Here is a 23,050-nt window from a genome sequence, read left to right as displayed (position 1 = left end):
ATGACCGTGAAGCACATGTCGGTCTCTTGATCGGGCCGAGGCAGGGTCTCGAAGAGACCTCGCAAACCGGCTGAAACCGAGTCGGTATCGGGCGGTGCGGTCTCGACCATGTAATGATAAACCGTCGCAGTCTTGAGACCGGTGAGCTGGAAGATGTGCGTGAAGTCTCTTTCCGCGGACACCGCCGTCCACGGTGTCTCGGCGGCGTCGGACAAGTCCTCCTTGGTGCCGAACCGCACCCGCGCTCGCCCGTTCGTGCCCGGTACCGCTCCCTGCAGATCGTTGACCTGAACGTCTGCGGGCAATGTCGTCAGGCCTTTCAGGACAATTCCATCGCGCCGCTTGGGCTCGGCGGTCAGTCGCACCCAAACCAGGGCCGAGTCCTGTGAGACCTCTCCGAGCTTGACGCCGCTGGCCAGATACGGGCCGTTCGCCGGCGCCGGCCCGGTCAATGCCATTGCTCCGATCATCACCGCGACCAATCGCATGTTCTCTACCTCATTTGTTAAGCCATTGGTGAATCCTGTCCATCCGCGCGCTCGACGGCGGGTGCGTCGAGAAGTAGCTCGGAAGCTCGTCCGAGCCGTCACCGGCGCTGCTCAATTTGCCCAGGACCGCGGCACCGGCCAGCGGGTTCATTTCGGCGCTGAGCAATAGCCGCACTGCGAAGCGGTCGGCCTCTGTTTCCTGCTCTTGCGAATAGGCGTTTTGAAGAAGCTTCAGGGCCGCCTCCAGAACGGCCTTGTTCATCATCCGGGCCGCCAGGCTTGCCCGCGACGCTACGTTGAGCAGCGTGCTGCTGAGCACGCGATCCATGACATGGCCGCGGACAACGTGGGCCATCTCATGGGCCAGCACGAAAGCCAGTTCGTCGTCTTTCGTCGCGCAGATCTCCAGCAGCGGCCGGGTGACATAAACAAAACCGCCGGGTAAAGCAAAGGCATTCGGTTGGGGATCTGCCAATGCGCTGAAAGAGAACCGGCGCTCCCGTTTGGCGAGTCGGTTGACCAGCCGGCCACCTGTTTGAGCCAGAATCCGCTGCCAGCGTGGATCAGCGTCAAGTTGCCCCGACCGGGCAATGGCGCCGGCCATGTCCCGCCCGACCTCGAATTCCGCCTGGATCACCTCGGCTTGCGTTCCGGTCAACGAGCGCAGCAGCCACTTGGCCTTGCGAACGTGCGGGCCTGCCATTCGCCCCAGATTTCGAAAGAGACCGGCCAACGTCAGCCCTCACATTTCGCCTGCGGCATGACATAGCAGTACGCTTTGTACTGATACTCGCTCCAGGCCTGTTCGGCCGGCGGGTGTCCAGGGAACAGCGGAATATTGCGGGGAACGAACTCTACTTTCACGCGGATGACCGAGCGGCCCTCGGTGGCGGAGCGCGGCAGCAGGAACTCATCCTCCCGCCAGCGGCGATTCGAGGTCTGCACGTAGTGCTCGGCCGCTCCCGTCTCGGCCTTGGGATTACTGTAGACCACGGTGTTCGACCCGGCCGTATACCACATGCCGACCTCGCGCCACTCGGCGCCGGCCTTGTGGTCGGCCACGAAGACCTTGGCACATTGGTTCGGGAAGCCGTAGTCCATCTTGCGACGGAGCATCACCCCGATATTCCGCGGGTCCAGTTTGAGCGAGAACGTCGAACTACCCTTGGTGAAGCGGCCTTTGTCGGTGGTCTCGGGAAAGATCTCCTTGCCATCCAGGTGATCGACGCCCCACTCATAGCGCGAGCTGAGCGTCTGCACCGGCGAGGCCTGCGGCGAATCGTAGTCGTGGCGCCGTTCGTCGTCCGTGTCGCCGACGTTGAAGGTGTCCGTGAGAATCAAGCAGGGCTGGTTGATTCCGTACCAGAAGGTTACCGAGCGATAGTGCTCGGGCATGTTGTTTTCGCCGCCGTGCTCGAAGGTGATCCTGGCGTTCCTGCCGAAGGGCATCAGGTCGCTCAGCAAGAACCGGTAGGCCGATTGAATCAAGTCTTCGGGGTCCTTGGCCTCCTCCTTTCTGCGGCAGCCGACCGGATGACCGGCAAACGGGATGGTCATGTTACGTCCGCCCCAGTAATCGCCGCCGCCGCCCCATTCTTCGGTGCCGGTGCCCTGAGCCTGCGGCGAGTTGCTGTCGTCGAAGTAGAAGCGCGGGTCGCCCTCAAGCGTCCGCAACTCGGCCCGGTCGGAGAAAATGAACGAAGTGCCCACGAAGTGTCCGCACCAGTCGCCGCCGCCCTCGACTTGGGTGGTGTCGAGGAATACCAGATCGTGGCCGGGTTTGGGCTCACCGTGATCGACATACGTCGCGTGGAAGTAGCCTACCCAGTTGGCCGGGTCGGTGTAGTTCTGGCATTGGATGCTTGCCTGCAGGTCATTGATTGCCAGCTCGGGAGCGGCTTGCAGCGCAAACCGTGCGGAGCGATGAAAGGGCATCGGGAAATACATTGAGAAGCATACCTGTCCGTCGCCGAATCGGATGTTCACCGGGAACGCCTTGACCAGGTATTCCCGATTTTCGCGGTTGAACATCGAGCCGGTCCCGAAAAGGAGCTTGACCGGGGCATTGACCGACGCATGCTTATTGCCGTCCCAGTAGATGCGAAGAAACGCCTCACCGAGAGCCTTGGCCTGGTCTTGGCTGATCGTCAGTCTGAAAGCCCGGACGGTCTTGGCCGTTGTCCCGCTGAAACTGAAAAGGCTGCGGGTCTGGCCGGCGGGCACGTTGATCGCTGTCCTGGCCGCGTAATCCGAACTGCCCGCGGCGATATCCGTCCCGCTGCGATTGATCAGATCAAGCACGTCGGCGGGGGGCACGTCCATGTTCCAGCTCTTGATCGGCCGGCTGAGGTTCGGGGCGTCGGGGAGAAACTTGTGATAGATGTAGTAGCCGGTGCCGTAGTGCGTCCGCCCGTAAGCCAGCGTGAACGATTGCTCGAAGGGGATGGGCACCCACATCAGGTCCGCGCCCTTGGTGATCGACCAGGTCCAGGTCAGCGGGTGGGGGAACTGCTCCCGGGGGATGAACACTGAGTTCTCGACCGGATGGTCGGGGTCAGCGGTGCTCGATTCCTGCACGACGTAGTCCCGCCCGTCCACGGTGTAGTACCACGGGCTGCCGTGCCAGTGGTTGGTGCGTTTGAAGGCCAGAACTCCCTTTCCCATGAGATCCAGTGAGACGTTGCGGTCGTCGGCCAACTGGTAGAGGAAGTGGCCGGCGTCGGCGGCCTCGTTGGCCCCGCAGCGGTCGTACGTACTGGTCATGTAAGTCCGCTGGCCGATTCGCAGATATGCCCAGCGGTCCCACATGCGGAAAGCGTCCAGGCCGACAGGTATGACCGGGGGCTCGGTCGCATTCGTCAGCGTCAGGTCCCCCGGACCTTGGCTGCAGCCGGGAAGGGCCATTGTCAATGCCAGTTTCAATAGCGTCACTGAAGCAGGCCCGACCAGCTTCATTGTAAACCTCCCACAAGCGGGCAACTGTGCCGACTGCTTTGCGAGCGGCGCGGATAAGTGTGGCTTACCGCCGCGCCGCATGGTACATTGCTCCACCAGACCAATCAAACTGCATATACACCGGTCATAAGGAGTGCCAAATGCGTAGGACCGTTTCGTCAACCGGATTTCACACTATCTGTACCGTGATCCTGGTTGGGATGACCGCTACTCCGTTGAGCCGGGCACAGGCCAAGGCAAGCGAGCGCCCCAACGTGCTTTTTATTGCGGTAGATGATCTTCGCCCCGATCTTGCCTGCTACGGGGTTAAGCACATTCATTCACCGAATATCGACAAGCTGGCTCGCAGCGGCACTGTGTTCACGCGGGCCTACTGTCAGCAGGCGGTGTGCAGCCCCTCGCGGACCTCGCTGTTGACCGGGCGACGGCCGGACACGACCAAGGTGTACGACCTGCAAACGCATTTCCGAATCCATCTGCCCGACGTGGTCGCGCTCCCGCAGTACTTCAAGCAGCAGGGATACCACACGCAGTCGATGGGCAAAATCTACCACGGCGGCCTCGACGACCCGCAGTCCTGGAGCGTGCCGTCGTGGTTTCCAAAGGGGCAAGGCTATCACAAGCCGGAATCGCTCAGGGCCATCGAAGAGACACGGTCACGTCTGAAAGCGGAGGGCAAGCTATACAAAGAAGAAGTCGTCCGGCGAGACGAAAAGACGGGAACCGTCCTGAAGATCAAGCGAAGCGGGGAACGAGTCCGTGGTCCGGCCTGGGAGGATCCCGACGTCGCGGACAACGAACTGGCTGACGGAATGGTTGCGGACAAAGCTATCGAAGCGCTGCGTCAGATCAAGGACAAGACTTTCTTCCTGGCCGTGGGCTTCTACAAGCCGCATCTGCCGTTCATCGCCCCCGCGAAGTACTTCGACCTGTACCCGGCCGCGGGTATCCGGTTGGCGGCCAACCCTTTCCCTCCGAAGGACGTGCCACATGTGGCGCTCCATGATTTCGGCGAGCTGCGTTCCTACAGCGATATGCCCAAGGTCGGGCCGGTGTCGGAGTCAAAAGCTCGCGAACTGGTACGCGCCTACCAGGCGGCCAGCAGCTTCACGGATGCTCAGATCGGGCGGGTGCTCGATGAACTCGAGCGGCTCGGGCTGCGCGACAAAACGATTGTTGTGCTGTGGGGCGATCATGGCTGGCACCTCGGCGAGCACGGCATGTGGTGCAAGCACAGCAACTTCGAGGTGGCCACGCGCGTGGCGATGATTATCTCCGCGCCGAAGCAGAAGACGGCCGGCAAGACGACCGCCGCCCTGTCAGAGTTCGTGGACATCTATCCCACGCTGTGCGAACTGGCGGGGCTGCCCCTGCCCGCGGGCTTGGAGGGAACCAGCCTTGTGCCGGTGATGAACGATCCCGATCGCCCGTGGAAGAAGGCCGCCTTCAGCCAATACCCGCGGCAGAAAGTCATGGGTTACTCGCTCCGGACCGACCGCTACCGCTACACCGAGTGGGTCGAGCCGGGCCAGGAGCCGGTCGGCGTCGAACTGTACGACCACCAAGTCGACCCGGACGAGAACTTGAACCTGGCGAGGCTTCCTGAGAACAAGGAACTCGTGGTCAAGCTGAGCAAGATGCTCAAGGACGGTTGGCGAGCGGCGAAGCCGGAATAGGGGATTGGTCTGTTAGTCTATTAGTTGGGTAGTCTGCTGGATGGGAGCCGAGAGAGGCGCCTCGCTCGGTCCGACTGACAACTGATTACTGAAGACTGACAACTGGTTTTCTATTTGTCCCCGCTCGGGCGAGTTGACGGAGCAACGTGCTTTGCAGGGTGCTCCCGCGTGTATGCCCTGAACGCCATGTACGACTTGCGAGGTTTGAGGTCGCGGTCGCACAGTCCGAAACCCGGTTCGCCGGCCGGGTCGGTGATCGACAGGTAGTTGGCCATGGTGACATAGTAGTACTTCGGGTCATTCAGCTCGCGGAGAGTCTTAACGATACGACGGCTTTTCTCGTCTTCGTCCTTCATGCTCCAACCCCACTCGCTGATCCAGATGCCCTTGTGGCCGTCGCCGTGCTCGACCATGACGCGGCGGGTGTCCTCGATGGCCCTGTGGTGCAACGTGCCCTTGCTGTCGTAAGGATGAATGTTAAAGGCGTCGAAGTGATCCTTCGCTCCGTGTTTGTACATCCCTTCGAGGTACTCATACCCCTTGGCTACGCCCTCATGGTAGTCGAGCGCGCCGGCACCCAGAACGTAATCTGGATCCTCGCTTTTCATTGCGTTGTACCAGATTATCAGCCATTTGGTGTAGAGTTTGCGGGTGTTCTCGGCCTCGTGTCCGTTGCCGCAGCCGTCGTTGACCCAACTGCATCCGTTGGGCTCGTTCCAGAACTGGTAGTGCTTGATGCGGCCCTTGTACCGCTTCGCCACCTCCTTGCAGTAGCGGATGAACTGCTCCTTCTTGTCATCCGGCGGCGGGTAGCGGTAGCCGATGCCGGTCATGCCCTTGGGAGCTTCCGGCGGCAGGGCCCAGTCCGGCGTCAGGCCCATGTATGCGAACATGGGCAGCCCGCGGTTCTCGGCCTCGGCCACCTGGTGATCGACGTAGTCCCAATACCACTCGCCTTCCTTGGGCTCGACGTCATACCAGGGAATATTGACGGGCACGTTCGTCCCGCCCATGTTCTTGACCATCTGCATCGAGCGGCCGTCGTAGTTCCATTTGGTCTTGTCGCCCGGCCAGACCCACTGGGCCCAGATGATCCCGCAGCCGTACAGGTGGCGGGGCTGCGCGGCGAACCATGCCCTGTATTCCTCCTCGTTCCTGGGCAGCGGGCGGTCGCTCTTGGCCTGCCCCAGCACCAGCACGGGTGTCGCAAGCAACATCGATACAGACAACAACAGAGTCAGCCGTTTCATGACCATTTCCTGCGCGGTCGAGTCCCGCTGTCTTCACCTGGATGCACAGATGCACATCGTCTCCGCAGACGGGGAACATACTACCGTGCAGGATGCGATCGGTGCAATCGGCCGGAGGTCCGTCGCCTGCGGCGGGGTGCATCCCTGAAACGGTGGCACATGGATTGGCGGCCGCCACGGCAGGCCAGTGTCGAGGCCGCCACCGGGACCGAGACCTGCCGAGAACGACCAGGATCGTCGGCGGGTCTCATCCGCTGCGCGGATTTCGACCATGCCCTGCCTTCGAAACGCCACCGAAGACGGAATACACCCCCTGCAGCATCGGATCTGAAATCTGTAATCTCAGATCTGAAATCCTCGATCTGAGATTTGAGATCGGGCGATCTGGAATCCGCGACGCGGAGCCTGGGCCTCACATTCGGTGGGACATATAATTGAATACGAAGGATCATATAGAAAGTTTATGGCCAGATCATGCGAGGGCGTCGAGTCAGCTCAATCCGCCACGTCGAAGAAACGCCGCACGATTTCGCAGAACATCCGGATGCCGACGGGCAGGGCCTCATCATTGAAGTTGAAGCCTGGATTGTGCAGGTGCGGGTAGTCGCTCAGGTGGGCCGGGCGAATCCCCATCCGGAACATCGCCGCCGGCACTCGTTCGGCGTAGTACGCAAAGTCTTCCACCCCCATGCTCGGCATGTTCTCAATGACCATGTGATCGTGGCCGAACAAATCGCAGACCGCACCCTCGATGAGGGCCACCATCGTCGAGTCGTTGATCAACGGCGGATATCCCTGATGGATCTTAATTTCGGCGCGTCCGCCGTGTGCGGCCGCGGTCTGCTCGACGAGCCGCTTGAAGCATTCGTGGAGCTGCTCGCCGGTCGCCGGCTGGAGATAGCGCATGGTCCCGGCCATCTCAGCTTCGGGCGGAATCACGTTGTCGGCCGAACCGGCGCGGATTTGTCCTACCGATACGACGGCTGCATCGCGGGGGTCGACGACGCGGGACACGAGAGTCTGTAATGCCGTGATGATGTGTGCCGAGATGACGATCGGGTCGACGCTACGATGCGGGTAGGCACCGTGTCCGCCGACGCCGATCACTCTGATCGTAAACGGGCTGCTTGCGGCCGTGACCGTGCTTCGCGAGAAGGAGATCGTGCCCACGGGTTGTGAGGGCCACGCGTGCAGAGCCACGATTCCTTCAACCTTCGGCGATTCAAGGACCCCGTTCTCGCACAAGCGGCGACCTCCGCCCTCATCTTCTTCATCCGGCTGGAAAACGAACTTCACCTTGCCCGGAATGGCATCGGCGAGCTTCGACAGAACCATCGCGGTGCCGAGCAGCACGGCCGTATGTCCGTCGTGCCCGCATGCGTGCATCACGCCCGGCACCGTAGACTGGTACTCGACGCCTGTCTGCTCCTGAATCGGCAGCGCATCGATGTCTGCACGAATAGCGATGCATCGACCCGGTTTGTCCGCGTTCAATATCGCGATCACGTCCGTGCCGGTCAGCGCGGGCAGCACCTTGAGATTGGGCAGTTTTGCAAGGGTCGCCCGTATTTTTTCGCTGGTGCGATACTCGCGGCGTGACAGCTCCGGATGCGAATGCAAATCGCGACGAAAGGCCGTGAGATCCGGAATGATGGGTTCGATCAGGTTGACGACTTGTTTGAACATTGGCGATGCCGCTCCTGCCAGTGCGTGATCACGACGTCGACGCCGGCATGACGGTTAACCGGCATCGCAAGTCGATCCGGATCCTCCTTGGGGCGGCCCGTGGTTGCATTCGGTTCCGGGCCGAAGCCTAACGATAAGTGCGGATCACGCCGATGACAACTCCTTGAATGTTGACGTGATCGGCGTAGATCGGCTGATAGGCCGGATTGGCCGGTTGCAGGCGGATGCGGTTACTTTCCTTGTAGAACTTCTTGAGCGTGGCTTCCCCGTTGTCGAGCAAGGCTACCACTGTCTCACCGTTGCGAGCCGTGTTTCGTTGCTCGGCAATGACCAAGTCGCCGTCGCGGATTTGTTCATCGATCATGCTGTCGCCCCGGACGCGCAGCACAAACGCGCCGCTCCTGCTGGCGAACAGATCGTCGAGGCTGACGGTCTCAAGATTCTCCACCGCTTCTATGGGCGAGCCGGCCGCGATATGGCCTACCAGCGGCAGCGTGTACCGCGAGTCATCCGGAAACGCTGCCCGCCCATGCTCCGTAAGTTCCAAAGAGCGTGCCCTGTGTCTCGATCGGCGCAGGAGACCTTTTTTTTCGAGTCCGGTGACGTGTTCGAAGACGGTGACCTTGCTGACGCCCAACGTATCGGCCAGTTCCTGCAAAGTCGGGGAATAGCCATGCCTGTGTTGATAGTCGCGGATCATGGTTAGAATCTGCAACTGCTTGGGCGTCAGACGAGCAAACTTGTGCTGTGCCATATTCAGGCTCCGTGAGTTGCGGTTGCGCCAGTTCCAAGGGTCCGATGACCACAAGCGGCCACGCCGCCAGCCTGCGTGGTTCATCCATTTCTCCGGCCGTGTTCCACTGAATCGTCCCGGCATTCCTGGTCGCCAAGTCGAACCCTGCCAGCGCCAACTGGCGACCGGTCATTCGGCCTGGCTCGCCGATTACTCCCTCATGTTGCTCGGCCGGTGCTCCTCCCGAAGTCCGGCGTTTGCCGAACGTTGCCGTCACATCCGAGCCTTCCTTCGGATAGCAAGAGACACGTTCCAGCAGCGCTGACAGCTTCTGTCCCAACCAACCGGCTGGGAAATGGGTTCCTTTGATGCCCGGCCGAACCGGCCAAGCGGTACGGAATCTCCCGCCGGGCCCGAACACGCATACTGGCAGTTCACCACCTTGAGAATTCGCCATGCCAGCCGCCTCCTTACGGCACGGCCAACCATCCTAATCATGAGGAGCCTAGTCTCACGGCCAAGTCGAGTATCCTGCCTCGGGCCAGTCGCCTATCTGGCGGACGATGAGCTAGATGCTGTTTACTTTTTGTTTGGGAATAGAATACCCTAACCATCTCCAAACGTCAAATGTTTTTTCATTTTTCTTTTTCGGAAGTCCTCCAGGGCCTTGGTCTTCAGGCCAGCCCCCAACATATGCTCCCCGCCGTAGTCCGGAACCCCACTTAATGGACATATCGTGTCGTTCATAGCCAAAACGTGAACGGCCTATTGTCCCTTTTTTGCCGGCGACCGGGCCTGAAAATGCGCGTTTTTCCGGCTCTGCGGGGAGGCAAGGAGCAGAACGTCCGGCTTCAACGCAACGGCCGGCTTGAAATCGGACTGATTGGGTGCTAAAAGAAGGGCGTACAAGATGACTATGTCCGGGGGCTGAGACAATGCTTTCATTCACTCGCAAGACGCATTATGCGCTTATCGCGCTGACCCATTTAGCATCGCAGCCGACAGGATGCAGCAGTGCCAGGCAAATCTCGGCGGCTTACCGTTTGCCCCTGCCCCTGCTGATGAACCTGTTGAAGCAGTTGACGCAGCAGGAACTTGTTCGATCGGTCAGGGGTCCGCGAGGGGGATATACGCTCACGCTGCCTCCCGATAAGATCCGGTTGACGGACGTGGTCAGGGCCGTGGAGGGTCCGATTCATGTGACGCAGTGCGTTCCTGACAAGGCGGTGAACCCGGAAGAAGACGACGCAGATACGTGCGTTCGAATGGAGAGCTGTCCGATTCGGGCATCGTTGGAGCTGGTTCACAACAAGATGATAGGGTATCTCGACTCAATCACCTTGGCCGACATAATCGGCGGAGGGAAAGAGGCGTGTCATGGCCGCCAGCCGGTTGAAGAGAGCCACGGGGTGATATCGTGAAGTCCCTGATCTACCTGGACAACAACGCCACCACTCCGGTTGACCCGCGGGTACTCGAGGCGATGTTGCCCTATTTCCGGGAAAAGTTCGGCAACGCCGCCAGTCGCACGCACCAGTTCGGCTGGGAAGCGGAGAAAGCGGTCGACCTTGCCCGCGAGCAGGTGGCCGCTCTGATCAACGCGAGTGCCAAGGAGATCATATGGACCAGCGGGGCGACTGAGAGCAACAACATTGCGGTCAAAGGTGTGGCCCAGATGTACAAGGACAAAGGCCGCCACATCATCACACAGGTGACCGAGCATAAGGCCGTCCTCGATCCCGCGAAGTACTTGGAGACACAAGGTTTCGAGGTCACCTTTTTGCCGGTGGACCGGACCGGTCGTGTTGACGTGAACCAGTTTCGCGAGGCGATACGCGCGGACACGATTCTGGTGTCGATCATGATGGCGAACAACGAGATCGGTACGATCCAGCCGATCGCCGAAATCGGGGCGGTGTGCAAGGAAAAGGGGGTCATTTTTCACACGGACGCCACGCAGGCCTTTGGCAAGGTTCCGATCGACGTGAAAGCCATGGGCATTGATTTGCTGAGCTGTTCGGGCCACAAGGTTTACGGCCCGAAGGGGGTGGGGGCCCTATACGTCCGCCGTAAAGGCCCTCGCGTCCGTTGCGAGCCCATTCTGCATGGCGGAGGGCACGAGCGAGGCATGCGTTCCGGGACGCTGAATGTTCCGGGGATCGTCGGTTTCGGCAAGGCCGCGGAGATCGCGGGGCAGGAGATGCAGGCGGAGTCGGCCCGGCAGGCAAGGCTGCGGGATCGGTTGTGGGCCGGTTTGAGCGAGCACCTTGACGAGATTTACCGCAACGGGCACACGGTGCATTGCCTGCCGAATACGCTGAATGTCAGTTTCGCGTACGTCGAAGGCGAGGCGCTGATGATGGGGTTCAGTAACATCGCCGTGAGCAGCGGCTCGGCCTGTACCAGTGCGTCGCTGGAGCCGAGCTACGTGCTCAAGGCCCTTGAGGTGGCAGACGAGCTGGCGCACAGTTCCATTCGTTTCAGTCTCGGTCGGTTCAACACGGCGGCTGAGATCGAGCAGACCATTGACCAGGTGGCGGCCACAGTGCGCCGCCTGCGGGAAATGAGCCCCTTGTACGAGATGGCCAAGGAAGGGGTCGACATTAAGGGGGTTGACTGGAGCCGGATTTGAACGAAGCCTGGGGTGCCGGTCTGGTCGGCGCGGTCCCTGTGGAGTATTGGGATGGCATACAGCGATAAAGTGATCGATCACTACAACAATCCGCGGAACATCGGTTCCCTGGATAAGAACAACCCGCGTGTCGGGACGGGTATCGTGGGAGCTCCCGAGTGCGGCGACGTGATGAAACTGCAGATTCAGGTTGATGACGACGGCTGTATCGTCGATGCCAAGTTCAAAACCTTCGGCTGCGGCAGCGCGATCGCCAGCAGTTCGCTGGCGACCGAGTGGATCAAGGGCAAAACGCTCGATGAGGCGCTGGAGATCAAGAATACCGATATTGTTCGCGAACTGGCCTTGCCCCCGGTGAAGATTCATTGCAGCGTGCTGGCGGAGGACGCCATCCGGGCCGCGATTCAGGATCTCAAGCGGAAGCAGGCCAATGCTCCGGCGACAGCCGGAGCCCAGGTGGCGCGTGGTTGAGGTATGGACAGGGCATAGAATTTCCTGGGGCTTGCGGACGCGTGCGTGCGAAGGCAGATTGAATCGCCCCGGTTTTTTGAAATGGCATTCGACAGCGGAGGAACAAAACAGATGGCGTTGGCACTCACGGAACGAGCGGCACAGGAAGTCAAAGCGATCCTGCAACAGCAGAACCTATCGCCGGACAGCGTTTATCTTCGTTTAGGCGCCAAGGGCGGCGGATGCAGCGGGTTCACCTATGCGTTGGACCTGGTTGATACCAAGGGTGAGCTCGACCAGGAATACGTATCGCATGATATTCGGGTGATTTGTGACCCCAAGAGCCTGATCTACCTCGACGGCACCACCCTGGACTTCAAGGACGAGCTCATGGGGCGGGGGTTCGTATTTGACAACCCGAATGCATCGGGCACATGCAGTTGCGGCAACAGTTTCTGCACCTGACGGTACGGACCAATCGCCCGTCGGCGGCCTGACCAGGCACCGATTCGGATTGACCCTTCGTTGACGGGGGTTTCCGGCGTGAGCTCACAACCAACCACGAGCCGTCCGATTCGCTGTACCACGTGCTCCCAGCCGTTGGAATCGCCGATCTGTTGTACCAGTTGCGGGCAGCTCAACGCGGATCCGATCGGGCGGTGCAGCTACTTCGAGCTGTTTGGCCTGCCCGTTGATTTTGACATTGACGAGCAGAGCCTGCACCGGACGTACCTCTCTTTGACCCGGTCCGTCCATCCCGACGTCGCCGGGCACGCGTCGCAGGAGAAGCGGCACGACGCCTTAGCGATCAGCTCTGAGATGAACCGGGCATACCTGACGCTTCGTGACCCGGTTCTGCGGGCGGAGTACCTGCTGAGCCTTGTCGGCGAGCCGGGCACTTCTGAGGATCGAGCGGTGTCGCCGGACCTGCTCGGAGAGGTCATGACGATTCGCGAGGAGATCGAAGAAGCGCGCCAGGCCGGCGACCAGGCGAGCCTGGAAGATCTGAAGCAGCAAGTGGCGGCAAAGCAGCAAGCCTGCATGGAATCGATCGTCTCGCTTGCCCGCGCGCTTGTCGAGAAGCCCGATGCCCGCCGTGCGCTCCGCCGGCAGCTCAATGCGATCAAGTACTGGAACAACCTGATGGACCGCCTGTTGCCGGGGAGCGATGGGGTCTGACGGAGAGGTTATGAGCGACAATCGCGACGTCATCGTCGGTATCGATCTGGGGACGACCAATTCACTGGTGGCGGTCTTCGATGAGGCCGGGCCGCGGGTGATTCGCGACGAAATGGGGGAAAGCCGGGTTCCGTCGGTGCTGGCATTCTCGGCGGAAGGCCGGGTCACGATCGGCTGGGAGGCAAAAGCCCACGCCGTCGAAAACCCCACCAGCACGGTTTTTTCGATCAAGCGGTTGATGGGTCGAGGCTACGAGGAGCTGGCGGCCAGCGGCGAACTCGGCCATCTGCCATACCAGGTCGTCAAGCGGGTGACCGACAGCAGCAGCCGCGACATAGCGGCGGTCAATGTGAATGGTCGCCTGATGACGCCTCCCGAGATCAGTGCTCTCATTCTTCGCGAGCTGAAACGCCGCGCCGAGGCCCACCTGGGTCGGCCGGTCAGCAGGGCGGTCATTACGGTGCCGGCTTACTTTGATGATGCTCAACGGCAGGCCACGCGTGATGCCGGCCGGATTGCCGGACTGGAGGTGGTCCGGATCGTCAATGAACCGACTGCCGCGGCTCTGGCCTATGGTCTTGGTCTGCGGGGGCAGATGGACCGAATCAAGGCCGCCGGCTCGATGTTGACGCTGGCCGGTCAGTGTCCGACCAGCCGCGACGGCGCGGATGCGGAGGCACAGGGCAGGTGTAGCAAGCCGGGGGGCGGCGAATCGCTCATTGCGGTGTACGACCTTGGCGGCGGGACCTTTGACATCTCGATCCTGCGGCTCATGGACGGCGTCTTCGAGGTGCAGAGCACTCACGGTAACACGCGTCTTGGCGGCGACGACTTCGATCGGGAGATCATCGGGCTCGTTCAGCGGGAGGTGGGGGAGCAGTTCGGACTGGAGATCAACTCGCCTGCGATCCGCCAGGCCCTGCGAAACTTCGCTGAGAGCGTCAAGATGAGGCTGAGCTGCGACGAGACGGCCACCATCGAGATCGACTTGGGCCAAGGCCGCCGGTATCGCCGGAGTATCAGCCGCAGCGAGTTTGAGGCGATGATCGAGCCGTGGATCGCCAAAACGCTTGAATCCTGCCGGCGCGCGCTGGCGGACGCGAAGGTCAAGGCCGCCGAGGTGGACCAAGTGATCCTGGTCGGCGGAAGCACGCGGATTCCGCTGGTTCGCCGGCGCGTGGAGGAATTGTTCGGCCGTCGTCCGTACACCGCTCTGAATCCTGACGAAGTTGTCGCCCTTGGTGCCGCCGTGCAGGCGGCGATTCTGGCCGGCGAGCAGCGAGATGCCCTACTGCTCGACGTAATTCCGTTGTCGCTGGGCATTGAGACGATGGGCGGAGCGATGGGCAAGCTGATTCTCCGCAACACCCGCATCCCCTGCCAGGCCACGGAGCGGTTCAGCACCTTCGTCGACGGCCAGACCAACGTTAAGATCAATGTCCTGCAGGGCGAGCGGGAAATGGCGAAGGACTGCCGCTCGCTCGGCGAATTCGAACTTCGCGGGATACCGCCGATGCCGGCCGGCCTGCCCAAGATCCTGGTCACGTTTCTGATCGACGAAAACGGGATTCTGAACGTTTCGGCCCGCGAGGAACGAAGCGGCACCGAAGCGAGCATCCAGATTGTGCCGACCTACGGGCTGACCTCCGACGAGGTCAAGCGGATGGAGATGGAGTCCTACGAGCACGCTCGCGAGGATATGACCGCTCATCGGCTTATCGACTTGCGAAACCAGATCGAGTTCGACACTCACAAGACCGAGCAAATGCTCGCGAAGGTCGGCGACCGGCTTTTGCCCGACGAGCGGCAGAAGATCGAAACCGCGATGGCCGAGTTGAAGGCTCTTGCCGCGGCGAACGGCACCGATGCGGACGCTTTACACAAAGCCTTGATCGAGTTTGACCGTAAGACGGTTCGGCTCGCGGAGTTGGCCATCACCGAGACGCTCCGTGAGACGGATCGGACCGGTGTCTCGGCCCCTCGTCACTGAACGGAGAACCATCGCCGATGGATGCCAAGAATCCCCGTTTGACCGATGCGGCCCAACGTCGCCCCTTGCGGAAGTATCGGATCACCTTCTTGCCATCCGGCAGGACGGTCGAGGTTGACCCGGGCGAGACCGACCATGCGGCTGACGGCCTGCCTTGGAGCATTCTGGATATCGGGCTGCGTCATGGTGTCGAGATTGATCATGCTTGCGGCGGGGTGTGTGCTTGTGCGACCTGCCATGTGATCGTTCGCCAGGGTCTTGGATCGTGCGGCGACCCTGAGGAGGAGGAGGAAGACCGGCTGGACAACGCGTACGGCTTGACTCCTCAATCGCGTCTGGCCTGCGTCTGCGTGCCTGATGGCAGCAGTGATGTTGTGGTCGAAATTCCGGCCTGGAACCGCAATCGAGTCGGCGAGAGTCGCTGATTCGATCGCCATCCGGGATCAAAGTGTGGGATAGGCATGTTGCCGGTCCAGGCGGGGTCGCCAGGGTGTACTATTCTCTTGAATGGAAGGTTGGAATATGCCCCCCTTGAAGTGGACCGACGCAGAGGATATCGGCATTCGCCTCTTCGAGAAGTATCCCAACGAAGATCCTTTGGCCGTGCGATTCACTGATCTGCACAAGCGGGTCTGCGAGCTCGAAGGCTTTGGCGATGATCCCAAGGCCTCAAACGAGGCCCACCTTGAGGCCATACAGATGGCCTGGCTTGAGGAGTACCGCGACGGGAAGGAATGACGTTTGCCGTTCGGGGGCTCGCAGCAATGGTTTCCTGCCCGTCCGAAAACCGAGTGCGTCGTGCGTCGCACGCGAGACGCGGAGCTTCACATCTTCATTTTGTGATTTGCCGGCCGGCACACTTTGGGCAACCGCCTTCCCGTCCTACGTCCTGGGTAACGGCGTACCACTCGCCGCACTGCTCGCATCGGCCGGCGATCCGGGCCGAGAACTTGCCGCATTTCTCGCAGCGGAATCCTTGCCCGTTCGGATCGCGAGGATAGGTGCGGACCTGCTTGCGCGGGATGGTGAAATACCGGCCGCACTCGGCTGAGGTGCATTTCAAATGAAATCCGTCAGCTTGCGCAGGTACGGCAGCGGAGACCTTGATGTATGTATAAAGGCCGGCTGCCACGATGAAGGCGCCCAGCCCGGCATAGATGAGGATTCTTTTCAAATCGTCACCTTCTCGACCGATGGTCCAAGTCCGTTTTCACCGCTCTTCAGGCGGAACGTTGGCGATGGGGAACTTGTACTTGTCGCCCCAATCGTCATAGTGTGCTCTGTAGTCGTTGTTCCACTTCTTCCGCATCCCGATGGTCCCTTCCACCAGCCTCGATTGCAGAAGCCATTCACTATGGCCGTCGGCGAAGACGATGCAGGCGCCCTTCAAATGCCGGTCTCCCGGCCACTCCAGCCCGTTGTCATCGATGGGATCGATCGCCGTGTCCCAGATGCCGCTTTTGGCTTTTGGGTTAGGGCTGCCCGAGTCGCTGTCACCGAGGGCGATCATGTCGGACGGGCGTTTCACTCGCTCGACTCGCACCTCGCCCTCGTAAGGGTGATTGATGTGGCCGCCGAGGCCGTAATTGTAGACCGGCGGATTCCGGCCGATGGTTTCGGCGACGCCCCAGTCGTTGTAGCCGTAGGCGAAGGTTGCCTGCTCCTCAGGCTGGGCGGCGGCGATATCGCGGTAGATTCGATCGATGCCGTTCCAATGGGTGTCAGCGGGGGCCGACGGGCACCAGAATATCTCAGGCTGTCTCATGAACCGGTTGAGCCGAACCGGCCAGAGAATATCGCTGCGTCCGTATGTGAGATGGTGCCCGGGATAGTGCCGGTGCTCAAGCGTGTACATGTGCAGGGCGATGCCCATCTGGTGCGTATTTGCCCCGCACTGCGTCCGCTTGGCAAGTTCGCGGGCCCGGGCCAGGGACGGCAGCAGAATCGCGATCAGCAGAGCGATGATTGCCACCACGACCAAGACTTCGATCAGGGTGAAACCGTGTTGACGACCGCGCAGGAATCGAAAGCCGCCGATGCTCATCATCGGCCTCCTCGAAACGGATCACAGTCCGGCTGCCAGCGTTCTATCGGCGCGGTGTTTATCATACCATTCAACTCGGTGGGACCCAATACCCTGGAATAAAGAACGTGATAGGGGCGGGGCCTCGAGAGAGCGGGGGCGGCGTGGCCATCTGTTACGGAAGCCGGTCCCAGTGTGGTTTTGGCAGGGACTCTTGTTCTTTGAGTGCCTGTTCTGTCGATATTCTCTGGACCGATGTCGAAGGTTCTACAGTCAGCCAAGCTGATCAGCGTACTGACGCTGGTTTCGCGCATTCTGGGGTTAGTGCGGGATATCGTCTGCGCCCACGCGTTCGGCACGGAGGTGGTGTGGTCGGCTTTCCGGATGGGTTTCCAGATTCCTAATCTTTTCCGGCGGCTGTTTGGGGAGGGAGCGCTGTCGGCGGCGAGCATCCCGGTGCTGACCGAGACGCTGGCACGGGACAGCAAGGGGGCAACGGATGTTCTGGCGGGACGGCTGCTGGGCCTTCAGCTCGCGGTGCTGGCCGGCCTGTGTATCATCGGCGAGTGCGTTGTCGCCGGTCTGTACTGGGTTTACGGCGGCGACTCAGACAACGCCCTAACATTTGCCCTGACCGGCCTGATGCTCCCTTACATGATTTTCATCTGCACCGCCGCCGTGCTTGGCGGGGTGCAGAACGTCTTTGGTCGGTTTGCATCCCCGGCGGCGGCACCGATCATCCTGAACATCTTCATGATTGCCGCGGCATGGTTGGCTCCGCGAGTGGTGCCAGGCGGCATGCGGCGCCAGATCGTGCTGCTGGCGGCGGCCGTGGTCGTTTCGGGGATCTTTCAACTGGCATGGCAATGGCTGTCGGCCAGGCAGTGCGGGTTGCGTTTGCCTTTGCGGATCAACACGCGGGACCCAAACATTCGCCGGATTTGCGTGACGATGCTGCCCATGATGGGCGGTCTGGCGGTGGTTCCGATCAGCAGCTTGTTGGACAACCTGATCGCCTACTGGTTCGTTCCCGAGCGTGTGGGGCCGGCGATCCTGGGCTATGCCCAGGAGTTGTACCAGTTCCCGCTGGGGGTTTTTGCGATCGCGATGGCGACGGCGATCTTTCCGACGCTGGCGAAGCACGTGGCGGACAATGACATTCCGGGCATGAAGGCCACGCTGGCTCGCGGGATTCGCGTGGTCGAGTTTGAGGCTTTGCCGTGCATGGTGGGTCTGATTCTGGTGCGGGATCCGCTTGTGCGGACGCTATTCGAGCGAGGGCAATTCGCAGAGAACCCGGATTCGGCGCCGCGTGTAGCATTTGCCCTGTACATGTATGCCTTGGGTATCATTGCCTATGGGGTTAATCACCTACTGGTGCGCACCTTCTACGCCATGCACGATGCCAAGACGCCGTTGCGGGTGTCGGTGATCAACGTGGTGATCAACTTTGCCGTCAATCTGGTCCTGGTTCAGACAGCTTTGCGGGAAGCCGCCATGGGGCTGTCGACCTCGGTGTGTGCGATGGGCCAAGTGGTCGCACTCTCTGTGCTGCTGAGACGGCGGATCGGTCCGCTTGCCTGGGGCGAGATCGGACGAAGCGTTACTCGAAGCGCGGCCGCGACCGTGATCATGGCCTTGACAGTACTGGTGGTCGACCACTATGTCGACGGCAGCCTGAGGCCGCTTTACCGTTTGGTGATTCTGGTCTGCACAGGCGGGATCGCTTACCTCGGCGCGGCGTTCGTCCTGGGATGCCAGGAGATGCGGGAGATGCTGCGGAAGTAGTGATCAGTGATCGGTCGTCAGTTTTCAGTCAAACCCTCGGAGCACACTGTCCGACTGACAACTGATCACTGAGCACTGACGACTCTCCTACTTCGGTCTTCTCGCCTTGGTTGTTCTCCTGCCGCTTTCTTCGCGAGTCATTTCCTCGTGGTTGATCAGGGAGTATTCGATGCCGTCAACCAGCGCGATCCAGGACGCCTCAATGATGTTTTCGCTGACACCGACCGTGCCGTATATTTCGTGGGTTACTTCGTTGCGGAATTCGATGGTGACGCGCACGCGAGCCGCTGTGGCGGCTTTCGCGTTGATGACGCGCACCTTGTAGTCGATCAGCCGCACCTGGTCGACCTCGGGATAATGAGGCCGGAGAGCTTTCATGAGGGCGTTGGCCATGGCATCGACCGGGCCGTGACCGCCCGAGACGTGATGTTCGAGGGTCCCGTTGATCCTGAGTCTGACGATGACCTCGGTGTCGGGCTCGTGGAATTGGGGTGATTTCAGGGCCACTGCCCGCCAGTGGTCCAGTTGCCAGAACGGGTGATAGAGTCCCAGTTCTTTACGGCAGAGCAGCTCGAAGCTGGCCTCGGCCGACTCGTATACGTAACCCTGTTCCTCATACTCCTGGAGTCGCTTGAGCAACCGACGCTGAAGGGCCTTGTCGTGGGCGACATCGAGTTTTCGCCCGATCTTCTCGGCAACACCGCTGGCCCCGCTGAGTTCACTGATCAGTACCCGCCGTTCGTTGCCCACCAGCATGGGGTCGATGTGCTCATAGCTGCGGCTGACCCGGCGGATGGCGTGGACGTGCATTCCTCCCTTATGGGCGAAGGCGAACGGGCCGACATAGGGCTGGTTGTCGGGCGGCACCAGGTTGAGCACCTCGTAGACGTACCGGCTGACCTCAGTGAGCCGTTTAAGGCCGTCGTCGTGCAGGACGGCTTTGTTCATCTTGATTCTGAGATTGGCCACGACGGTGGTCAGGTCGACGTTTCCGCATCGCTCGCCGATGCCGTTGATGGTTCCCTGGGCGTGGACGGCGCCGTGCTGGATTGCCGTGAGGGTGTTGGCGACCGCCAGGCCGGCGTCGTTGTGCGTGTGAATGCCGAGCTTTGCGCGGAGGTGTGGTCGGATGGCGTCAACGGCCTTGGCGATCTGTTCCGGCAGGCTTCCGCCGTTCGTGTCGCACAATACCAGGCATGAAGCCCCCGCCTCCTGTGCGGCGAGCAGAGTCTTGAGTGCATAGTCGGGGTTATCCGCCCACCCGTCGAAGAAATGCTCCGCGTCGTAGAGAACCTCACGACCTTGCCGAGTGAGAAAAGCCACGGACTCGGTGATCATATCGAGGTTTTCCTGCTCGCTGACCTGGAGCACGTCACGAACCTGCATATCCCATGTCTTGCCAACAACGGTGATGACGGGCGCCTCGGAGTCGAGGAGGGCCTTGAGCCCCTCGTCCTTGTCGGCTTTCGTGCCGCGGCGGCGGGTCATTCCGAATGCCGTCACCTTGGCGTGCGACAACTTGAGTCGTCGAACCTCCTGGAAGAACGCCGCATCCCGTGCGTTGCTGAGGGGGTAGCCGCCTTCGATGTAATCGACGCCAAGGCTGTCGAGCTTCGTGGCGATCATGAGCTTGTCGTTCAGGCTCAGACTCACGTTATGGCTCTGCGTGCCGTCGCGGAGCGTCGTGTCGTAGATCTCGATGCGTTGTCGGGGTGTGGACATATGGTCTCTCGTCTGTTTGGTGTCTGCTTTCTTGGTCGAGCTTTTGCCCGATGCCGTGCGTGTCAGACCATTAGACTATTCGACTGTCAGGCTGTTAGACTGTTAGGAAGAATCACGCAGGTGCTCCGCTGCTTCAGCGGAGGAGTGGTGAATTCACTGCTGGCAGCATCCTAAAGGTCTAACGGCCGAACAGTCCAAGGCGGACCGCCTTTTTGCGGACCGCAACCCAAGCGCTCTGCGATCCAGAAACATGCGCGCAAGCCGCACACATATCCGGCCATAAGGTTCTAATAGCCTAGCGGCCTAACAAAAAGCCCTGCCTCACCGGGCAGGGCTGTCATGATCGCGTTCGCCTCACGCGGCCCTACCCGGGTTCTCCTCGAATAATGCCGATGATACGGCCGATCCGCATCGCTGCGGTATGCCGGCGGGCAAGGCAATAAGACTCGGCCATTCTGTTCGACATAACTTTATGCTAGCATCGGGGCCAGTCGTTGGCAAGGGCCCCGTTGTGGGAGTGCGGCCGGGTGGGTTACAATTCTTGCGGCTTGTTGTGCGTCCTGAGATCCCGGTGTGGGACCGGCATCTTGCCGGTCCGATGGTCGACTGGAAGCCCGTCCCATACTTTTTCAGGACACTTTCAGTCTGTTGGTCATCTGTCCCAGGAAATCGTCCTATGTCGCAACGCAAACCCGCTCGTGCCGTGTTTCCGGGAGCCTTCGATCCCATCACTCATGGTCATCTCGACGTCATCAAGCGGGCGCGGGAGTTTGTCGACGAGTTGATTGTCGCCGTCGGCCATAACCCCGAGAAGAGAGAGCTATTTACAGCTCAGGAGCGGGTCGACATGCTTAACGAACTGGTTGGCGATCTCCCGCGGGTTCGGGTGGAGGCCTACGAGGGGCTGACGGCCGAGTTCGTGCGGCGGGTGGGTGCCCAGATGATCATCCGTGGCATCCGCGACAACGTCGACTTGCACTACGAGCTTCAGCAGGCCAACATCAACATGGCGGTGGGGGGGGTGGAGACGATCTTCCTGCTCACCCGCGACCAATTTGCCTTGGTTTCCAGCACTTACATCAAGCAGATTGTCGAACTGGGTTGCACGGATCTGGAAAGGCTTTCGCGGCTGGTTCCGCCGAATGTGGCCGAGCGGTTGCGGCTGAAGCACGGTTCGCAATGAGACACGAAGGGGTAGGGAGCGCCCCGGCGGACCATCATTCGGACGATTTGAAATCTGGCAATCTCAGATCTCAAATCAGGCGATGCGCGAGCGGGGTGCTCGATCTCGGGTGAGTCAGCAATTACATTGCGGAATGCTGTTCGGAGGCAATCGGTGCGAGGTTTCCTGGAATGCGGCTCCTGGAACCGCTGGCTGAGCTTCGAGATCGACTCCGGGGTTATCCTCCCTGGGTGCTTGTGCTTGCCGCTCCGTTGTATCCACTGGTGTTCTTCGGCTGCTTGATATGTCTTCCGTTGCTTCTGCCGAACTGGATTCTCGGTCCGCTTCTTGGTCCTCTTGTTGCCCCGATCGGCCGTTCCCGTGCAGTGCAATGGCTCTCGACCAAGAAGGTCGAGGACTTCCCCGTGTATGTCGCTGAGTTGGCAGGACTCTTTCATTGGGATGTGGCGAGAGCGGCCGATCTGTTGCAGCGAATTCGTGTGGTCAGACGAATTCTGTTGCTGATCATCGGTGGACAGTGGGTAGCCCTTCTTGCCACTGGAGTCATCGTCGGAGTCTCATTCGCGTTGCGCGAGCCTCCGGACTTGGTTGGCCTTGCCGTGATAGCTTGCGGCGCAATCCTTGTGGTGTCGACGGTCTTCTCGGCATCGGGCCTGAGCTACTACCACGGGCTGTACAAGTCATGGCAGACTCTCCAAACCGCTCTTTGCGGCCAATGTGGGTATATCCGTGAGCATGTGCAGAGCCTCAGGTGCCCGGAATGTGGAACCGGCGAGCCTGCCGTTCCTCCCGGGCGCGCACCCAGGTGTCGCGATGTCTGGTCGCCGCTGGTCAACAAGTGGACCACGGGCCTGCCGCTCAGCCTGCTCTGCTGCATGTTCTTGTTTGACCGCCTCGTTCTAGACGCATGCCTGAGCGCCAAAACACATGGTTGGGTGGTCCTCATGATGACTGGATCAGCCGCAGGCGTGATTCTGTGGGTGCTCTGGGTCTTCTGGTTTCGGTGGAAAAGAGCGTGGTCCCGGAGCCCAGGCGACAAACGAGGAGCATGCGTGGAAAGCGACGGTACCGGGTGGTAGGGCAGTATCGAGCGCAGCGAGACCTGCCATTCCTCCCTCTGTCCTTGGCTACGGTTGTCTGTTGTCGAGGTTATCCCGGTCGGGGATGGTTGCGGCAGGTCTGCGCGGCCTTTGGCCGCTGCGGCCGTGCCCTACGTGATCTGGCGGCTGCGAACATGTCCTACGGGGATGGTTGCGGCAGGTCTGCGCGGCCTTTGGCCGCTCCGACCGTGCCCT

21 protein-coding genes are annotated in these 23,050 nt (G+C 60.7%); 12 read left to right on the top strand and 9 right to left on the bottom strand.

The genetic code is table 11. From position 1 onward, the window contains the following. The 3 genes from PLL20_16435 to PLL20_16425 form a co-directional block, all read right to left on the bottom strand. The coding region (locus PLL20_16435; protein ID HPD31581.1) for a PhoD-like phosphatase N-terminal domain-containing protein at positions 1–488 on the bottom strand (488 nt) is incomplete at its 3' end. A gap of 10 nt (positions 489–498) precedes the next feature. Beyond that, positions 499–1,191 (bottom strand): M48 family metalloprotease, encoded by a 693-nt coding sequence (locus PLL20_16430; GenBank protein HPD31580.1) that lies wholly within the window; start codon positions 1,189–1,191, stop codon positions 499–501. Positions 1,192–1,223: 32 nt separating this feature from the next. Then, positions 1,224–3,443, bottom strand: a complete 2,220-nt coding sequence (locus PLL20_16425; protein ID HPD31579.1) for a DUF2961 domain-containing protein — start codon at positions 3,441–3,443, stop codon at positions 1,224–1,226. 140 nt (positions 3,444–3,583) lie between these two features. Here PLL20_16425 and PLL20_16420 point away from each other — a divergent pair, with 140 nt between their 5' ends. Beyond that, positions 3,584–5,119 carry a sulfatase gene (locus PLL20_16420; protein ID HPD31578.1) on the top strand — a complete coding sequence of 512 codons (1,536 nt, stop codon included), beginning with the start codon at positions 3,584–3,586 and terminating at the stop codon, positions 5,117–5,119. Positions 5,120–5,229: 110 nt separating this feature from the next. On the opposite strand, the gene PLL20_16415 is transcribed toward PLL20_16420, so the two are convergent. The 3 genes from PLL20_16415 to lexA form a co-directional block, all read right to left on the bottom strand. After that, positions 5,230–6,369 carry a hypothetical protein gene (locus PLL20_16415; protein ID HPD31577.1) on the bottom strand — a complete coding sequence of 380 codons (1,140 nt, stop codon included), beginning with the start codon at positions 6,367–6,369 and terminating at the stop codon, positions 5,230–5,232. 495 nt (positions 6,370–6,864) lie between these two features. Then, positions 6,865–8,055 (bottom strand): M20 family metallopeptidase, encoded by a 1,191-nt coding sequence (locus tag PLL20_16410; GenBank protein ID HPD31576.1) that lies wholly within the window; start codon positions 8,053–8,055, stop codon positions 6,865–6,867. A gap of 127 nt (positions 8,056–8,182) precedes the next feature. After that, the gene (lexA, locus tag PLL20_16405; protein HPD31575.1) at positions 8,183–8,809 is read right to left on the bottom strand and encodes a transcriptional repressor LexA; all 627 of its coding nucleotides are present in this window, start codon (positions 8,807–8,809) and stop codon (positions 8,183–8,185) included. A 914-nt stretch (positions 8,810–9,723) separates the two neighbouring features. On the opposite strand from lexA, the gene PLL20_16400 reads away from it, so the two are divergent. The 8 genes from PLL20_16400 to iscX all read left to right on the top strand — a co-directional run bounded on the left by PLL20_16400 (position 9,724) and on the right by iscX (position 15,777). Next, entirely contained in the window at positions 9,724–10,209 is a 486-nt protein-coding gene (locus PLL20_16400; protein ID HPD31574.1) for an Rrf2 family transcriptional regulator, read from the top strand. Then, entirely contained in the window at positions 10,203–11,420 is a 1,218-nt protein-coding gene (locus PLL20_16395; protein HPD31573.1) for an IscS subfamily cysteine desulfurase, read from the top strand. The genes PLL20_16400 and PLL20_16395 overlap by 7 nt, the downstream gene beginning before the upstream one ends. Before the next feature lie 51 nt (positions 11,421–11,471). Continuing rightward, complete coding sequence (gene iscU, locus PLL20_16390) at positions 11,472–11,891, top strand: Fe-S cluster assembly scaffold IscU (GenBank protein HPD31572.1); 420 nt, start codon at positions 11,472–11,474, stop codon at positions 11,889–11,891. A gap of 111 nt (positions 11,892–12,002) precedes the next feature. Further along, positions 12,003–12,335 carry an iron-sulfur cluster assembly accessory protein gene (locus tag PLL20_16385; protein HPD31571.1) on the top strand — a complete coding sequence of 111 codons (333 nt, stop codon included), beginning with the start codon at positions 12,003–12,005 and terminating at the stop codon, positions 12,333–12,335. 78 nt (positions 12,336–12,413) lie between these two features. Continuing rightward, positions 12,414–13,049, top strand: coding sequence for a Fe-S protein assembly co-chaperone HscB (hscB, locus tag PLL20_16380; GenBank protein ID HPD31570.1), 636 nt, complete (start codon positions 12,414–12,416; stop codon positions 13,047–13,049). Positions 13,050–13,059: 10 nt separating this feature from the next. After that, positions 13,060–15,039, top strand: coding sequence for an Hsp70 family protein (locus PLL20_16375; GenBank protein HPD31569.1), 1,980 nt, complete (start codon positions 13,060–13,062; stop codon positions 15,037–15,039). A gap of 17 nt (positions 15,040–15,056) precedes the next feature. Beyond that, entirely contained in the window at positions 15,057–15,464 is a 408-nt protein-coding gene (locus PLL20_16370; protein HPD31568.1) for a 2Fe-2S iron-sulfur cluster-binding protein, read from the top strand. A gap of 97 nt (positions 15,465–15,561) precedes the next feature. After that, positions 15,562–15,777: a Fe-S cluster assembly protein IscX gene (iscX, locus tag PLL20_16365; protein ID HPD31567.1), complete on the top strand. Its 216-nt coding sequence runs from the start codon at positions 15,562–15,564 to the stop codon at positions 15,775–15,777. A gap of 94 nt (positions 15,778–15,871) precedes the next feature. Here iscX and PLL20_16360 read toward each other — a convergent pair whose 3' ends face one another. Further along, on the bottom strand, positions 15,872–16,213 hold the full coding sequence (locus PLL20_16360) for a hypothetical protein (protein ID HPD31566.1): 342 nt from the start codon (positions 16,211–16,213) through the stop codon (positions 15,872–15,874). 36 nt (positions 16,214–16,249) lie between these two features. After that, entirely contained in the window at positions 16,250–17,086 is an 837-nt protein-coding gene (locus PLL20_16355) for a DUF1559 domain-containing protein (protein HPD31565.1), read from the bottom strand. A gap of 231 nt (positions 17,087–17,317) precedes the next feature. Between PLL20_16355 and murJ the strand changes: the two genes are divergently transcribed. Continuing rightward, positions 17,318–18,850 carry a murein biosynthesis integral membrane protein MurJ gene (murJ, locus tag PLL20_16350; protein HPD31564.1) on the top strand — a complete coding sequence of 511 codons (1,533 nt, stop codon included), beginning with the start codon at positions 17,318–17,320 and terminating at the stop codon, positions 18,848–18,850. Between the two features lie 87 nt (positions 18,851–18,937). On the opposite strand, the gene cimA is transcribed toward murJ, so the two are convergent. Continuing rightward, positions 18,938–20,572 (bottom strand): citramalate synthase, encoded by a 1,635-nt coding sequence (gene cimA, locus PLL20_16345; GenBank protein ID HPD31563.1) that lies wholly within the window; start codon positions 20,570–20,572, stop codon positions 18,938–18,940. Between the two features lie 676 nt (positions 20,573–21,248). Here cimA and coaD point away from each other — a divergent pair. Together coaD and PLL20_16335 are read left to right on the top strand one after the other, a co-directional pair. Beyond that, positions 21,249–21,755 carry a pantetheine-phosphate adenylyltransferase gene (coaD, locus tag PLL20_16340; protein ID HPD31562.1) on the top strand — a complete coding sequence of 169 codons (507 nt, stop codon included), beginning with the start codon at positions 21,249–21,251 and terminating at the stop codon, positions 21,753–21,755. A 170-nt stretch (positions 21,756–21,925) separates the two neighbouring features. Then, positions 21,926–22,834: a hypothetical protein gene (locus PLL20_16335; protein HPD31561.1), complete on the top strand. Its 909-nt coding sequence runs from the start codon at positions 21,926–21,928 to the stop codon at positions 22,832–22,834. Positions 22,835–23,050: the final 216 nt, after the last annotated feature.

Source organism: Phycisphaerae bacterium (genome assembly GCA_035384605.1).
Taxonomy (GTDB): Bacteria; Planctomycetota; Phycisphaerae; order UBA1845; family PWPN01; genus JAUCQB01.
The sequence above is the reverse complement of the archived record's forward strand: the minus strand, read 5'-3'. Positions and strand labels throughout refer to the sequence as shown.